The organism is Bacillus sp. 166amftsu, assembly GCF_900107445.1.
In the GTDB taxonomy this organism is placed as follows: domain Bacteria; phylum Bacillota; class Bacilli; order Bacillales; family Bacillaceae_G; genus Bacillus_A; species Bacillus_A arachidis.
Genome location: NZ_FNQA01000009.1, coordinates 15,755 through 31,270, shown reverse-complemented (window position 1 = coordinate 31,270; position 15,516 = coordinate 15,755). Strand labels below are relative to the sequence as shown.

Here is a 15,516-nt window from a genome sequence, read left to right as displayed (position 1 = left end):
TTATCAACCTCTTTCACAGATTCCGTTTCTAGTATATACGTATTTTGTTTCCTATGGCAAAGGTTGTAGATAGAGAAAAGAGTTGAAGAAGAATATGAATGCAAGAAGACAACTATGGATTGCAGTTATATGTATGTGTTTTGTTGTAATCCTTGGGACAATTGGATTTATGATAATAGAAGAGATTAGTTTATTCCAAGCTTTTTGGATGACAATGATTACAGTACTGACGGTTGGATATGGAGATGCAGTCCCATTGACACAGGCAGGGAAGATCTTTGCGCTTCTTATTATTCCTGTTGGGGTAGGGATTGTTACATATGCAATTGGGGTAGTAGCAGCAATGATTATTGAGGGGAATTTATTTCATGCAGTGCGGAGGAAGAAAATGGACAAACAAATAGCGGAGTTACAAGATCATATTATCGTATGTGGTTGTGGTAGAGTAGGACTTCAAGTTGTACGCGAATTACAGGGAAAGAAGATCCCATTTGTTGTTGTTGATAAAGAGGAATCTGTACTAGAGAAAGAAAAGCTTTTATATGTGCATGGTGATGCGACTGAAGAACAGGTGTTACATCAGGCAGGGATTACGAGAGCAACTGGTTTAGTGGCAATTGTTGCGAATGATGCTGAAAATGTATTCATTACATTAACAGCGAGAGGGCTAAATAGTACGATTAAAATTGTGGCTAGAGCTGAAAAAACAGAAACGGAAGGGAAATTACGGCGTGCTGGTGCTAGTAAAGTGATTAATCCATCTAGTATGGCTGGAATTCATATTGCAAAAGGAATCGCAAATCCATTAACGGTTCATTACATTGATACGGTGCTTTATGGAACTGAACAGGCTTTTGCAATAGAAGAAGTTGAAATTGGTGAGAAGTCTCTTTTAATTGGAAAAACGTTGATAGAAAGCAATGTAAGAAAGCAATTTGATGTTACAATTTTAGCGATTTTACGGGGTGGAAATATTATTCATAATCCAACAGGGCAGGAAAAACTACAAGAACATGATATGATAATAGTATTTGGTCCAGTAGAGAAGCTGGGACAATTTGAGAAAGAACTACAAAGTACGAGGTGACAAGGAATGCAAGTATCTAGCGATAAGATTTTAAATAAAATGGCAAATGAAATTGCGAAAGCAAAAAGTAGTGAAGGACAGAAATCGAAAGAACATCTTTTAGTTGTTCGTGCTTTATGTGATTTATTATTAGATGAACAGGTTGAAACTTCTGCATATGTGGAGCCAAAACTACAATCACAAGCTATAACATCGCATCCGATGACGATGGCTCAGCAGCAGGTTGCACCTATTTCTTCGGGAGAACCTGTATATATGAAAGAAGCTGATGCAAACGGTAATTCTTTATTTGATTTTTAAAGGCTAAATTGTTGGCTTATATGTGAAAATTTCTTATCATAAAGATAAAAAGGGGAATTCCAATGAAAATTTTCTTCTTATTAGGTTGTATTGCAGCTGGACTATCTGTAGCATTAGGCGCTCTCGGGGCACATTTTTTAGAAAATAAGATTTCCGCAAAAATGTTAGAGGTTTGGAAAACAGGTGTTACATATCAAATGTTTCATGCTGGGGGCTTATTCGTTGTTGCATTATTAATGGATAAGATCCAATCTTCCCTATTAAGTACAGCAGGTTGGTTTATGGTGGCTGGAATTATTATGTTCTCAGGAAGCTTGTATGCATTAAGTACGACAGGCATTAAGTTTTTTGGTCCGATTACCCCTCTTGGTGGGATAGCCTTTATTATTGGTTGGATTTTAGTAGGAACTGCAGTTGTAAAGGGGTTATAAAACACAACAAAAGCTGGCATTTGCCAGCTTTTGTTTTTATCTTGGAGCATAAGTTGCAGGTTGGCTAGGTAAATACGTAATTTCTCCAGGGAATTCTACATAATCTAAGTAAATCATAAGGAGTAAGTATCGTTTTCCAGATTTCGGGTCACTGATGACAATGTGATCACGTCCAGCTGCTTCAATAATCCCTGTATAAGATTGCGTGCCAAGTGAACTACCGCGCTCATATGTCATAACAATAGTTGCAGGTTTTCCTTTGTTTAAGCGGAGGATGTTTTCAATATACGATTGCTCTAGTGGGAGCATACCTTGGGATGCTGCAAGTTGTGCTTGTGTGGCCTGTTGTTGCATTGCCTGTTGTTGCGCCGCTTGCTGTTGCGGCGTCATTTGTTGTTGAGGTTGCATATATCCCCCTGAAGGTTGATAGAAACCTGTTCCATAGTATGGATTTTGTTGCTGTGCCATTCAAAAATCCCTCCTTATTTTCATTCCTCAATATACCCCTGGACAGTCCTCACCGGATGGTTGGAAGAAGCAATGTCTTTTAAATCGTCCAGAATTTTGTTGATTGTACCAAGTTGGTGGACAAGCACCTTCGGGCCTAAAGAACCATAAAGCAAAATTTGCAGGCCAAAAACGTTGTCCTTGAATTGTACGCCTTGCAAGGGCAATGTCCTGTTCACGTGCGCGTTGATAAAAATAACCTTTCTGAGTTGCTTCAAAACCACCAGGACTTTGAAAAACCATTTGTTGTAAATTACGTATGTTTTTAAAGTCTAAACAATTCCCTCGAACGCGGTTTACACCAACGTTTCCAACCATCAACATGCCTTGTTGACCTTCTCCTTCGGCTTCGGCACGCATGAGTCTAGCTAATAATTTTACATGTTCTTCTGTATAGTTGATAACGCCCATTATGTTTCACCCCTCTTTTTGAAATGCACTTGAGAAAGAGGTTTATTTCTAGATGAAGTGTGGAACAATTACTAGTTCATACGTATGAGGAAAAGGGCTCAGATATGACAACCAAACAAAGTTTTAGGGGGAGTAATTTTTAGTGTTAGAGGGAGAAATGCAATAAAAAAAGCTAGCAATGCTAGCTTTTTATTATCAAAATAATTTTGACCACATATTTGAGAAGAAGTCACCGATTGATCGCATTGTTAAAACGAACCAATTTGCTTTTTCTACTTCCTCTGTTGTTTTTGCAGTGATTTTCATTTTCTTGTTTCCGTCTAAAAATCCATGTTGATCAGTTGATTCTAAAATGAGTGAACCTACTTTTTCACCTTTTTTGATTGGTGCAACTAATTTTCCATCTTCGGCAAGTGACTTATCTGCCTCAGTAGAAATTTGATAAGGTGGTTTACTTCCTTTTTTTGTGATTACCGTTATCTCTTTTTCAGGTGTCACAGTTACATTATCTTCTTTTCCTTTTATAACAGAAATTGTATTGTTTTTATCTATTTTTAATTTCTGTTTTTCAAAGTTATTAAAACCATAATCAATTAACGCACGGGATTCTGTAAAACGTTCATCCATTGATTTTGTTTTAATAATAACGGAGATAAGACGTAAGTCCCCGCGTTTTGCAGTAATTGTAAACCCATACCCAGCTGTATCTGAACTTCCTGTCTTTAAACCATCTGTTCCTTCGTAAGCAAAAGCGGCACCTGGTAGCATCCAGTTCCAGTTTTCCATGCGAATTGGTTTTGGATGGTTATCCGGGAAGTTTCTAAATCTTTGTTTTGTATCTTCTAACATTTCTGGATACTTTGTAATAATTGCTTTTGATAGAATACCCATGTCACGAGCTGATAAGGAATTCTCTCCATTCGGATCTGTTCCTTCGGGACGTTTTCCTTTTAAATCAGCATTATTTAATCCAGTAGCATTTACAAATTTATATTTCTTTAACCCTAGTTTTTTTGCATGTTCATTTGCAAGATTTAAGAAGTTTTTTTCACTTCCTGCAAGCAGTTCAGCTAGCGCAATGCTAGATCCATTTGCAGAGAAGATAACAATAGAATGATACAATTCTTTAACTGTATATTGTCGGCCTTTTTCGAAAGGAACGTTGGAGAAATCATTATTACGGGAAATTTCATAAGCGTAATCAGAGATGTTTACTTTTGTATCCCAAGTGATTTTTCCTTCTTTAATAGCTTCTAAAACGGAGTAAATAACCATAAGTTTTGACATGCTAGCAACAGCTAGTAATTCATCGGGGTTTTGTTCGTGCAGTATTTTGCCTGTATCTGCATCAAAAAGAATAGCAGCGGCAGCTTCTATGTGTATTTTCTCTTCGGCATGGGAGGTTGTTACTCCTAAGGAAGAAAACGACAATAGAAACACTAGTAAAATAGATGAAATTTTCCTCATATACATTATCACCTTCGCATCGTTATTGGCATATAGCCCGTATTATTTTATCATAATTTTTAATATAACAATGTTATGATTTAATGGGAAATTTGAAGGATTTTTGTCTGATGTTGTGCAAATTTAGTGAAAATAGGGGTTTTTGAAGAGTTTTTGTTGGAGAATAAGAAAAAGGAACGGAATTCGTTCCTTTTTCTTATTATACGTATAAAAATTTTGCTACTTTTTCACTTGGTAAGATGTTACCAACGAAGAATGTTCCGAATTCACCATAGCGAGCACTCACTTCATCAAAGCGCATTTCATATACAAGCTTTTTGAATTGAAGAATGTCATCAGCAAATAGTGTTACACCCCACTCGTAATCATCGAAGCCAACAGAACCAGTAATGACTTGGCGCACTTTTCCTGCATATTGACGACCAATTTTCCCGTGGCTGTACATTAGTTTTTTACGTTCTTCCATCGGAAGCATGTACCAGTTATCATCACCTTGACGACGCTTGTCCATTGGATAGAAGCAAATATGATTTGCTTTTGGTAATTCAGGGTATAAGCGTGCTAGGATTTGCGGGTTTTGGTATGGATCTTCATCAGCTGGAAGGTAATTACTTAGTTCAACAACAGATACGTAAGAGTATGCAGGAATCATATATTCAGCTAATGTTGTTTTATTTAATTCTGTTTCAATTTCATTTAACTCTTCCATTGTTGGACGTAAAATCATAAACATAATATCAGCTTTTTGACCAACAACTGTATACATTGCATGGCTGCCTTGCTTTGCAGACGCAACTTTGTTCCATTTCTCAATGACGTTTAAAAATTCAAACATTGCTTGTCCACGTTCATCACTAGATAATGTTTTCCATGCTGCCCAGTCGATAGAGCGTAAATCATGTAAACAATACCAACCATCTAACGTTTTTGCTGCTTCACTCATTTCTTTCACCTCAGTTAATGATATTTTACACGTTAACTATAGCATATATAGTTTTAAAGTCACCCATGTAAAGCTTTGATGCATAAAATTGTCACAATTAATAATGCTAGCTAGCGGAGTATATAAATCCATTTTGTTTTCACTTGGCATAGGGCAAAAAGTCCTGATTGCTGCTATGCATAGACGGATGCTCTGTTCCATCTAAAAAGGAAGGTTTTCCATCAAAATAGAAATTTGACGAGGCTGAATTTTACGAAAATATAATCATTTTTGTTTTCCCTATTTTTTAGGCGCTATAAGTTTAAAATATAGATGAAAAGAAGTATTCTTAAAGATAGAGTTTTTTAACATTTGTAGGAGGGTTTATTCGTGAGCAATTTATTTACAACAGTAAAAGAAAAAGTTCAAGGAAAAGGCATTTCGATCGTACTTCCTGAAGGAACTGATGAAAGAATTTTAGGCGCTGCAGAGCGTTTAGCAAAAGAAGAATTAGTAAAACCAATCTTAGTTGGTAATAAAGAAGAAATTAGCGCAAAAGCTGCTAGTATGAACTTAACATTAGCAGGCGTTGATATTTACGACCCAGCTACATACGAAGAAATGGATGCAATGGTGGCATCTTTCGTGGAACGCCGTAAAGGTAAAGCAACAGAAGAAGCTGCTCGTGAAATCTTAAAAGACGAAAACTACTTTGGTACAATGCTTGTATACATGGGCAAAGCACACGGTTTAGTAAGTGGTGCAGCTCACTCTACAGCTGACACAGTTCGTCCAGCACTTCAAATTATTAAAACAAAACCAGGCGTTACAAAAACTTCAGGCGTATTCATCATGGTACGTGGAGATGAGAAGTATGTATTCGCTGATTGCGCAATCAACATTGCACCAAACAGCCAAGATTTAGCTGAAATTGGTATTGAAAGTGCGAAAACTGCTGAGTTATTTGGCATCGATCCACGTGTTGCAATGTTAAGCTTCTCTACAAAAGGTTCTGCGAAATCTCCAGAAACAGAAAAAGTTGTAGAAGCAACTCGTATTGCAAAAGAAATGGCTCCTGAATTAACATTAGACGGTGAGTTCCAATTTGACGCTGCGTTCGTACCATCTGTAGCTGAGAAAAAAGCACCGGGTTCTGTTATTAAAGGTGATGCTAACGTATTCGTATTCCCAAGCTTAGAAGCTGGTAATATCGGTTACAAAATTGCACAACGCTTAGGTAACTTCGAAGCAGTGGGACCAATCTTACAAGGCTTAAACATGCCGGTAAACGATTTATCTCGCGGATGTAACGAAGAAGAAGTGTACAAGCTAGCTCTAATTACAGCAGCTCAAGCACTATAATTGAAAAGCCCCGCTATCATAGCGGGGCTTTTCTTACTTTTCAAGACCAAGTGCTTTATTGTTACGATCAATGATACGTTGTAAATTCATTTCGTATAAAGGAATTTCATCTACTGCTAATTGCGATGGTGTTAATTTGGGTGCGAAATGTTGCAATGTTTTGAATAAACGCATCATTAAATCTTGAACTGTAATTGTTTCGCCAAGTAGTTCAGATAAAGAAGCCATTGTACTCGGTACAATTTCAGGATACGTGAATCTTGTTTCTTCTCCTTGAATTGCTAAGTTGTAAAAATCTCGAACAAGTGCCGCACGTTCAGAACCGCTTCCTGTAGCGCATAAGTAAATTTGTACAGCTACACCTCCACGAATGCGGCGCTGTGAAATACCTGCGAATTTTTGATCACGAATGCTTAAATCATAGCTGCCGGGACAATAAGAGCCAACAATTTCTTTTGCCTCGATATCAACATCGTAATCTTTTAACATTTCTTTAATTAAATGCCACATTGTATCGTATCCAAGGTCGATATCAATTCCTTTTTCCGTTTCTTGAAATAGAAGCGATACATTTAAAACCCCTTCATCAAGTACGACTGCAAGACCACCTGAATTACGAACAATGACATTGAAATCCTTCTGTTTTAAAAAAGAGATTCCTTCCTGTAAATGAGGAAGCCGAGAATCTTGAATACCAAGAACAATTGTATTGTGATGAACCCAAGAGCGCATTGTCGAAGCAGATGTACCATTTCCAATTGCTGTGCACAATGTATCGTCCATAGCGAATGATTGAAGTGCATGGAAGGTAGGTCCTAAACTAGACTGATCCACAATACGCCACTCTGGTTGAGATAAAATCGAACGGGAATTGCCCATATAACTAACCCCTTATTTATAAAATGACAATCTTTATTATAACAAAATAAAAAGGATGCGGTTAGCGCATCCTTTTTATTCTGCAATTTTTTCTAAATTGCCGTTTCGATCCATGCGAAACGAGGTTGGTGTGGGCTCTTCATCGTCCATTAATGCTAATTTACGAGCACGGTTCATAATGTTCATAAGCGTTTCGTAATCTTCTTGTACTGTATTAGATTGTTGCTCTAGTTTTTCTAGTTTCTTTTCTAATTCTTCATTGCGAAGTATTTGTGCTTTTATTTCTTGTTTTAATCTCGTATTCTCGTTTTCAAGCGCTGTTACTTTCATGTTTGAAGACCCAACTGTTTGTAAAAAGTAAATGACATCTTGCATTGTAATAGAAGTTTTAGAAACAGTTTGCTCTGGATATGGAGTAGCCGTTTGTATAGCAGGTTCCTCATCATGGGTAGGAATGGCTGCTGAAGCTGGTGGTGTATAAAGAAGGCGTTTTTTGGCCTGTTCACCACTAGCAGCACGCATTTTATCTTTTCGATGTCTTTTTGCTAGTTGCAGAGCTTGTTCATAGCTATAACGAACAACTGCATTCCAACGAAAACCACAAGCAGCTGAGGTGCGATTTAGCTGATCTCCAACTTCTTCAAAGGCATTTAATTGTGTGCTTCCTTCTCGAACATGACGCAGTACGGTTTCAGCAAGTAATAAATCATCTTCGTCTGTCCAAGCATCTTGTCTTACTTTCATAGATTCAACTCCCTTTCTTTTTATAAACTTCCTATTTTTATAATGGACAAAAGAAAATGCTTTTATACAAAGCTTTTAAAAATATGGTAGATTTCGATGGAAGTAAGAAATGGGTATACGAATGAAGGGCGTTCATAAAGGGAAAAATGAAGGAGGAAGTAAGGCTTTCTATTGTGGGAAATCATAGGAGAAAACTTGCATCAAGCCCCAAAGAACGGTAAAATACCATTTAGTGTTTATTGTTAAATGTACTTGTGAAAAGTTTAAAATAGAGGAAGTGTTATATCAAATGGGAAACGAATTTCGTGTGTGTGATGATTGTCAGGCGACGAACATTAAGACCTTGATACCAAAGCTCAAAAAAGTAGATTCATGTGCCAATATTGAGGTTGGATGTCAATCTTATTGTGGACCAGGTCGTAAAAAATCATTCGCTTTTGTGAATAATCGTCCAGTTGCAGCACCAAATGAAGATGAATTGATTAAGAAAATTGAGGCGAAATTAAATAAGTAAGAAGAAGAGTGAATATTTTACTCTTCTTTTTTTATTGTTAAAATTAAAAATTATTTTGGGATAACGAAATGAAATAAACATGTATGAATGAATAAATTTCATAGTATGGTATTGGTTTGATATTAATTACATTAGTTTTATATTGCAAAATAATGGTTGACAGCTTTTTATAACGGTAGGTAGAATAGAAAGTGTGATTATGAGAATCATTATCAGAATAGGTAGGTAACCCGATTTTCTTGTTTTGTTGTTTCTTGAGAATGAATTTCATTTTCTTAAATATATGTTGTTGGTTAGGGTGGTTGAGGGATGGAAGCAAGCGCGAGGAATTTTGAGCAACAAGAAGCAAATGTGAAAGAGATTAAGAGCAGACCGCTTATTGCTTCTATTATTTTAATAGCAGGAACAATTTTGTTAGCTTTAAGCATGGCAACCTCAATTTCATTTGGTGCAGCGGATATTAGTTTGAAAACTGTATGGCAAGCTGTCTTTCAGTTTGATGGTTCTTTGACGCATCATAATGTAATCTGGGAGTTGCGCATGCCTAGAGCAATTGGTGGTGTTGTTGCTGGTGCCTTTTTAGCTGTATCAGGTGCAATTATGCAAGGAATGACACGAAATCCACTCGCATCGCCATCATTAATGGGGATTACTGATGGAGCAGTATTTGGAATTGCAATTATGTATGCATTTTTTCCTAATTCACCGTATTTAATGTTTGTTATCGCTTCTTTTGTTGGAGCGGCATTTGGTGCAAGCATTGTATACGGAATTGGCGCTTCTTCACCAGGTGGACTAACACCTGTTAAGTTAGCGTTAGCCGGAGCGGCGATTAGTGCATTACTTGGGGCTATTTCATCTGGAATTGCGTTGTATTTCAATCTTGCTCAAGAAGTAAGCATGTGGAATGCAGGCGGCGTTGCTGGTGTGAAATGGCAGAGTATCGATATGCTACTGCCAATTGGACTTGTTTGTCTCATTATCGCGATTATGATGTCGAGATATATTACAATTTTAAGTTTCGGTGAAGAAATTGCGATTGGGCTTGGACAAAATACAACATTAATTAAATTTATCGGAACTGTGCTTGTTCTTGTGTTAACGGGTTCAGCGGTATCTATGGCAGGATCTGTTGGATTTGTTGGGCTTGTAATCCCTCATATGACACGTTTTCTTGTCGGTTCAGATTATAGATGGGTTATTCCATGTTCTGCTGTATTAGGCGGATTGTTAATTGAATGTGCGGATATGTTATCTCGTATTATTAATCCGCCGTTTGAAACACCAATTGGGGCGATTACAGCACTAATTGGGGTGCCATTCTTCCTCTACTTAGCGCGTAATGAAGGGAGAGGAAAAATGTGAAGACAACCGTCTTAACAAAAAAGAACATTTCAGTTTTAACAATTTTATCTTGTTTAATTATTTCAGTATTTCTTATTAGTTTAAATACAGGAACGTTTAAAATTCCGCCAATAGATGTATTAAAATCATTGGTTGGACTTGGTGCGGAAGATCAGTCAGTCATTTTATTCGAGTTTCGTATGCCGCGTATGGTTATTGCTATATTAGTTGGTTCAGCATTAGCTATGTCAGGTGCAATTATGCAAGGATTATCACGAAATCCACTTGCTGATCCTGGAATTATCGGTATTAATGCCGGAGCGGGATTGACAGTTGTCGTTTTCGTATATTTCTTTTTTGGAAAAGTAGGGACCGGTACTCTGTTGTCTGTATTCATTCTGCCATTTTTCGCATTAGTGGGTGCAATAGTAGCGGCAGTCATTATTTATGTATTAGCATGGAAGGACGGCGTTTCATCAACCCGTTTAATACTTGTTGGTATCGCAGTAGCAGCTGGTTTTAGTGCAGTTAGCTTAATTTTTTCAATGAAAATGACGTCGAATGATTTCCGTTTTGCAACGATTTGGTTAGCGGGAAGCTTATGGGGAACAGACTGGAAATTCGTATTAAGCGTACTTCCATGGATGCTTATCTTTTTACCAATTGCGATTCGTAAAGCACACGTATTAAATGTAATGAACCTAGGAGATGTAGCGGCGGTTGGGCTTGGTGTAGATGTCGAGAAAGAAAGACGTAAATTATTATTTATCGCTGTTTGTTTAGCCGGGGCATCCGTTGCTGTTGCGGGTGGAATTGGTTTTATCGGTTTAATGGCACCGCATTTAGCAAGGCGCCTCGTTGGTGGAAAGCACCAAATTATGTTGCCGACAGCGGCATTAATTGGAACATTCCTGTTGTTATTTGCAGATCTCATTTCACGAAGCGTATTAACAACATCAGAAATACCAGTCGGTCTTGTTATTTCTGTAATTGGTGCACCATATTTCATTTATTTACTTATGAGAACAAAATAAAGGGAGGCTTTTTGTATGGCAACTTTAGCGGTTGATTCGGTATCTGTTGGCTATAATGAAGGATTAATTATTGATGGATTATCAGTGGAAATTCCAGAAGGGAAAATTACAACAATTATTGGACCAAATGGGTGCGGGAAATCCACATTGTTAAAAACAGCTTCTCGTATTTTGAAAGCAAAGCGAGGTACTGTTTACCTAGATGGAAAAGCAATCGAAAAACAGCCAACAAAAGAAATCGCAAAGAAAATGGCGATTTTGCCACAAACTGCAGAAGTGCCAACTGGTCTTACTGTGTTTGAACTTGTTTCTTACGGCCGCTTTCCTCATCAAAAGGGATTTGGCACATTGAAGGAAGAGGATTACCGTTACATTCACTGGGCGCTTGAAGTGACAGGAATGACAGAATTTGCGAATCGTCCAGCAGAAGCTTTATCAGGTGGTCAACGTCAACGCGTTTGGATTGCAATGGCTCTTGCGCAAGGTACGGATTTACTCGTACTAGACGAACCAACAACATACTTGGATATGGCTCACCAACTTGAAGTACTAAATTTATTGAAAAAATTAAATCAAGAAGAAGGCAGAACGATTGTTATGGTTATTCATGATTTAAATCATGCATCTCGTTTTTCAGATCATATGATTGCACTCAAGGCTGGTAAGTTAATGAAACAAGGAACGCCAGATGAAGTAATGACAAGTGAGACACTGCGTAATGTGTTTGAAATTGAAGCGCAAATCGTCCCATGTCCTGTAAACTGTAAGCCGATTTGTTTAACATACGACTTAATGATGGTTAATAATCAGTTACGTAAGAAAGCATAGACGGAATCTTCCCCTCTTATTTTAATAGAGGGGAGGGATTCTAATGGACGTTGAGCTTCTCATTCAAGGTGGGAAGTTGAACGCCCGTTAGAACGGGTTATAAACAATGTTTAATAAGAATATATTAATTAATAGTTGTATATGGTTTCTTATAGTTATATGTAACTTATAAGAGAAATACATCCAGAAGGAGTGGAAATATGAAGAAATTCAAAGTGGCATTTCTAGCAATGGTACTAGTAGTTACTTCTGTACTATTTGCAGCTTGTTCCTCTGATAAGAAAGAAGAAAAGAAAGCAGATGCGAAGGTTGAAGAGCGCACTGTACAACATGCAAAAGGGGAAATTAAAATTCCTGCAAATCCAAAGAAAATTGCTGACCTTAGTGGTTCAACAGAAGAATTGTTAATCTTTGGTATGAAACCTATTATTACAGCGAATACATCTCAGGAAAAAATTGATGCACATATTGCAGATCAATTAAAAGGTGTAAAACCAGTTGGTTCTGCTTGGGGAGATAAAATTAATATCGAAGCAGTAGCTGCCGCAAAACCTGATTTAATTCTTGTGAACGATCGTCAAGAGAAAATTTATGATCAATTATCTAAAATTGCACCAACAGTTATGCTAAAAACTCCATTAGATCAATGGCGTCCAAAGTTTGAAGAGTTAGGTAAAATCTTCGGTAAAGAAAAAGAAACAACTGCATGGTTTAAGAAATATGATGATAAAGCAAGCGGATTACACGATAAAATCGTTGCAAAAACTGGCGATGCGACATTCATGAAGATGGCTGCATATCCAAATGCATTCCGCGTATACGGTGACTACGGTTACGGTAGTGTACTCTTTAAAGATTTAAAATTACCAGCAGTTAAAGGTACACCAACTGATAAGCCGCTCGTACAAGTACAAAAAGAAGCGCTAATTGATTACAATCCAGACTACTTATTCGTATTCACAACTGGCGATGGTTCTCAGCGCTTAAAAGAATTCCAAGAAGAAACAATTTGGAAAAACATGAATGCTGTTAAGAACAACCACGTATTCACAATTAAGAATGAAGACCTAAACAAAGGGTACTTCCCACTTGGTAAAGAAATGATCCTAGACGAAGTTGCTGAGTTTGTTTTAGGAAAATAATATATAAAGAAAATCACTTTTGCTTTTACGAAGGTGATTTTTCTTTATATAACAGCAAATTTATCATTTCAACAGAGAAAATCATCTTCTCTAAACAAAGTGAAGTAGGGGGAGTTCAATGATTTACACAGTCTTTCGTTTCTTTCTGTCTCCTATTTCGTTTATAATATAAAGTAAGAATGCAGTAAGGAAGGAGGGTGTCGATATTGGTATATTTAAACGACAAACTCAGCGAAACAAAAGTGTTTAAAGACCCAGTACATAAATATGTACATGTGCGCGATCGCGTCATTTGGGATTTAATCGGAACGAAGGAATTTCAACGTTTGCGCCGTATTAAACAACTTGGAACGACATTTTTTACATTTCATGGTGCGGAACATAGTCGCTTTACTCATTCATTAGGTGTATATGAGATTATTCGTCGTATGATTGATGATGTGTTTGATGGCAGACCAAATTGGAATGCAGAAGATAGATTGTTATGTTTATGTGCAGCACTCTTACATGATGTGGGACATGGCCCGTTTTCTCATTCATTTGAAAAGGTTTTTTCATTAGATCATGAGAAGTTTACACAAAAAATTATTGTTGGTGATACGGAAATCAATGATGTATTAAGCCGTGTAGATCAGGAGTTTCCGCAAAAAGTAGCAGATGTCATTGCAAAAACGTCTGATAATAAATTAGCGATTAGTATGATCTCTAGCCAAATTGATGCGGATCGTATGGATTATTTGTTAAGAGATGCCTATTTTACTGGCGTGAAGTACGGGAATTTTGATATGGAACGTATACTCCGTGTTATGCGCCCATACGGAAATCAAGTAGTGATTAAAAATAGTGGTATGCACGCTGTTGAGCATTATATTATGAGCCGTTATCAAATGTACTGGCAAGTATATTTCCATCCAGTAACGCGCAGTGCAGAAGTGATTTTAACAAAAATTTTACACCGTGCAAAAACATTGCATGAGCAGTATTACACATTTAAGTATCATCCTGTACATTTCTATTCTTTATTTGAAGAAGAAGTAACGGTAGAGGATTATTTAAAGCTAGATGAGAATGTAATGTGTTACTACTTCCAAGTATGGCAAGATGAGGAAGATCAAATTTTAAGTGATTTATGTCGCCGATTTATGAACCGAAATCTCTTTAAATATGTAGAATTTACAGAGAATCATGGTTTAGATAATTGGATGGAATTAAGTCGCTTATTTAAAAAGATTGGGCTCGATCCAGAGTACTATTTAGTTGTGGATTCAACATCGGACTTACCGTATGACTTTTACCGTGCTGGAGAAGAAGAAGAGCGGCTTCCAATCTTACTTCTTATGCCGAATGGAGATCTCAGGGAGCTTTCACGTGAATCTGATATTGTAGAAGCGATTACAGGTAAGAAGAGAACAGATCAAAAACTCTTCTATCCACATGATTTAATCTATGAAGATGGAAGAAAAGGAAAATATAAAGAAAAAATTATTGAGTTATTAGAAGGAAAGAAATAAGAAGCAGTCATAGGACCGCTTCTTATGAAAGAAACCTGAATTTATTTGTCGCTTAAGCGTTTTCCGCCAACTGCATAATGATTTTTAGACATTTCTTCGATGAAAACAACGATGTTTTCTTCTGGAGCACCAGTTGTTTCGCTTACTGCTGCTGTTACTTTCTCGGCAAGAGCTTTCTTTTGTTCTTCTGTGCGTCCTTCTAGCATTTTCACTGTTACGTATGGCATGTACAATCGCTCCTTTTATGTAAGTTACAATCTTATTATAACGGATTATGAAGAAGAACAATCAGAAAAACAAATATTTTCTTTTTTTGACATAATGAAGAGGAGATGAAGTATGGAGAATTTCTTTGTATATCCACTGCACCAAATACCATTGGTAGCAATGGCTATTATTATTGCATTGTCTGTGCATGAATTTGCGCATGCATATGTTGCATACAAGTTTGGAGACGATACGGCGAAAAGACAGGGACGTTTAACGTTGTCGCCAATGTCTCATTTGGACCCAATTGGGATGATTGCCATATTAATTATTGGATTTGGTTGGGCACGCCCAGTACCTGTTAATCCATATAACTTTAAAAAACCACGTCTTGCGGGTGTTTTAGTATCGATTGCAGGACCGATTAGTAACTTTATTTTAAGTGCTATAGGCTTAATTATTTGGTACAGCCTGATAAGATTTGGAGTGCTAAACGCTATTCCGTTTGCGGTGGCAGATACATTACGTCAATTCTTTCAAATTTTTATTACTCTTAATATTGTTCTACTTGTTTTCAACTTATTACCGATTCCACCGCTTGATGGATATCGTGTGATTGAAGATTTAGCACCAGCAAATATTCGTGCAAAAATGACGCAATATGAGAGATATGGAGCGATCGCTTTATTAATTCTTGTTATTACACCGCTTGATCGCTATACTATTCAGCCGATCTTCCAAGTGGTAATTCCGCACGTACTAGGTTTTTTAGAAAGTATAATTGCGCCTATATTCGGCCTTATATAGTAAATGAGTGAGGAGGAGT

At 37.1% G+C, this 15,516-nt stretch carries 18 protein-coding genes; 11 read left to right on the top strand and 7 right to left on the bottom strand.

What is annotated here, in order from left to right:
* The first annotated feature begins 94 nt into the window (after positions 1-94).
* From BLV40_RS18605 to BLV40_RS18595, 3 genes are all read left to right on the top strand, one after another.
* Positions 95-1,087 carry a potassium channel family protein gene (locus BLV40_RS18605; RefSeq protein WP_139265569.1) on the top strand — a complete coding sequence of 331 codons (993 nt, stop codon included), beginning with the start codon at positions 95-97 and terminating at the stop codon, positions 1,085-1,087.
* A 6-nt stretch (positions 1,088-1,093) separates the two neighbouring features.
* A complete protein-coding gene (locus tag BLV40_RS18600; RefSeq protein WP_090692693.1) occupies positions 1,094-1,387 on the top strand; it encodes a YwdI family protein in 294 nt (97 codons plus the stop codon).
* A 62-nt stretch (positions 1,388-1,449) separates the two neighbouring features.
* A complete protein-coding gene (locus tag BLV40_RS18595) occupies positions 1,450-1,818 on the top strand; it encodes a DUF423 domain-containing protein (RefSeq protein ID WP_090692691.1) in 369 nt (122 codons plus the stop codon).
* Between the two features lie 36 nt (positions 1,819-1,854).
* Here the strand turns inward: BLV40_RS18595 and gerQ are convergent, their stop codons facing one another.
* From gerQ to hemQ, 4 genes are all read right to left on the bottom strand, one after another.
* Entirely contained in the window at positions 1,855-2,286 is a 432-nt protein-coding gene (gene gerQ, locus BLV40_RS18590; protein ID WP_026592083.1) for a spore coat protein GerQ, read from the bottom strand.
* 27 nt (positions 2,287-2,313) lie between these two features.
* Positions 2,314-2,736, bottom strand: coding sequence for a cell wall hydrolase (locus BLV40_RS18585; RefSeq protein ID WP_026592082.1), 423 nt, complete (start codon positions 2,734-2,736; stop codon positions 2,314-2,316).
* Between the two features lie 195 nt (positions 2,737-2,931).
* Positions 2,932-4,209 (bottom strand): serine hydrolase, encoded by a 1,278-nt coding sequence (locus BLV40_RS18580; RefSeq protein ID WP_139265568.1) that lies wholly within the window; start codon positions 4,207-4,209, stop codon positions 2,932-2,934.
* 193 nt (positions 4,210-4,402) lie between these two features.
* Positions 4,403-5,146, bottom strand: coding sequence for a hydrogen peroxide-dependent heme synthase (gene hemQ, locus BLV40_RS18575; protein WP_026592080.1), 744 nt, complete (start codon positions 5,144-5,146; stop codon positions 4,403-4,405).
* 369 nt (positions 5,147-5,515) lie between these two features.
* Between hemQ and pta the strand changes: the two genes are divergently transcribed.
* Entirely contained in the window at positions 5,516-6,487 is a 972-nt protein-coding gene (gene pta, locus BLV40_RS18570) for a phosphate acetyltransferase (protein WP_090692686.1), read from the top strand.
* Between the two features lie 33 nt (positions 6,488-6,520).
* Here the strand turns inward: pta and BLV40_RS18565 are convergent, their stop codons facing one another.
* Positions 6,521-7,366: an octanoyl-[GcvH]:protein N-octanoyltransferase gene (locus BLV40_RS18565; RefSeq protein WP_090692684.1), complete on the bottom strand. Its 846-nt coding sequence runs from the start codon at positions 7,364-7,366 to the stop codon at positions 6,521-6,523.
* Positions 7,367-7,441: 75 nt separating this feature from the next.
* Complete coding sequence (locus tag BLV40_RS18560) at positions 7,442-8,110, bottom strand: RsfA family transcriptional regulator (RefSeq protein ID WP_026592077.1); 669 nt, start codon at positions 8,108-8,110, stop codon at positions 7,442-7,444.
* Positions 8,111-8,399: 289 nt separating this feature from the next.
* Here BLV40_RS18560 and BLV40_RS18555 point away from each other — a divergent pair, with 289 nt between their 5' ends.
* The 6 genes from BLV40_RS18555 to BLV40_RS18530 all read left to right on the top strand — a co-directional run bounded on the left by BLV40_RS18555 (position 8,400) and on the right by BLV40_RS18530 (position 14,483).
* A complete protein-coding gene (locus BLV40_RS18555; RefSeq protein ID WP_017153617.1) occupies positions 8,400-8,624 on the top strand; it encodes a YuzB family protein in 225 nt (74 codons plus the stop codon).
* A 309-nt stretch (positions 8,625-8,933) separates the two neighbouring features.
* Positions 8,934-9,989 carry a FecCD family ABC transporter permease gene (locus BLV40_RS18550; RefSeq protein ID WP_090692682.1) on the top strand — a complete coding sequence of 352 codons (1,056 nt, stop codon included), beginning with the start codon at positions 8,934-8,936 and terminating at the stop codon, positions 9,987-9,989.
* Positions 9,986-11,002: a FecCD family ABC transporter permease gene (locus tag BLV40_RS18545; protein ID WP_090692679.1), complete on the top strand. Its 1,017-nt coding sequence runs from the start codon at positions 9,986-9,988 to the stop codon at positions 11,000-11,002. Before BLV40_RS18550 ends, BLV40_RS18545 begins: the two co-directional genes overlap by 4 nt.
* A gap of 15 nt (positions 11,003-11,017) precedes the next feature.
* Positions 11,018-11,830, top strand: coding sequence for an ABC transporter ATP-binding protein (locus tag BLV40_RS18540; RefSeq protein WP_026592074.1), 813 nt, complete (start codon positions 11,018-11,020; stop codon positions 11,828-11,830).
* A gap of 200 nt (positions 11,831-12,030) precedes the next feature.
* A complete protein-coding gene (locus BLV40_RS18535; RefSeq protein WP_026592073.1) occupies positions 12,031-12,972 on the top strand; it encodes an ABC transporter substrate-binding protein in 942 nt (313 codons plus the stop codon).
* 206 nt (positions 12,973-13,178) lie between these two features.
* The gene (locus BLV40_RS18530; RefSeq protein WP_026592072.1) at positions 13,179-14,483 is read left to right on the top strand and encodes an HD domain-containing protein; all 1,305 of its coding nucleotides are present in this window, start codon (positions 13,179-13,181) and stop codon (positions 14,481-14,483) included.
* Between the two features lie 41 nt (positions 14,484-14,524).
* On the opposite strand, the gene BLV40_RS18525 is transcribed toward BLV40_RS18530, so the two are convergent.
* Positions 14,525-14,710: a 2-hydroxymuconate tautomerase gene (locus BLV40_RS18525; RefSeq protein ID WP_001147171.1), complete on the bottom strand. Its 186-nt coding sequence runs from the start codon at positions 14,708-14,710 to the stop codon at positions 14,525-14,527.
* A 112-nt stretch (positions 14,711-14,822) separates the two neighbouring features.
* On the opposite strand from BLV40_RS18525, the gene BLV40_RS18520 reads away from it, so the two are divergent.
* Positions 14,823-15,497, top strand: a complete 675-nt coding sequence (locus BLV40_RS18520) for a site-2 protease family protein (RefSeq protein WP_026592071.1) — start codon at positions 14,823-14,825, stop codon at positions 15,495-15,497.
* The last annotated feature ends 19 nt before the right edge of the window (positions 15,498-15,516 follow it).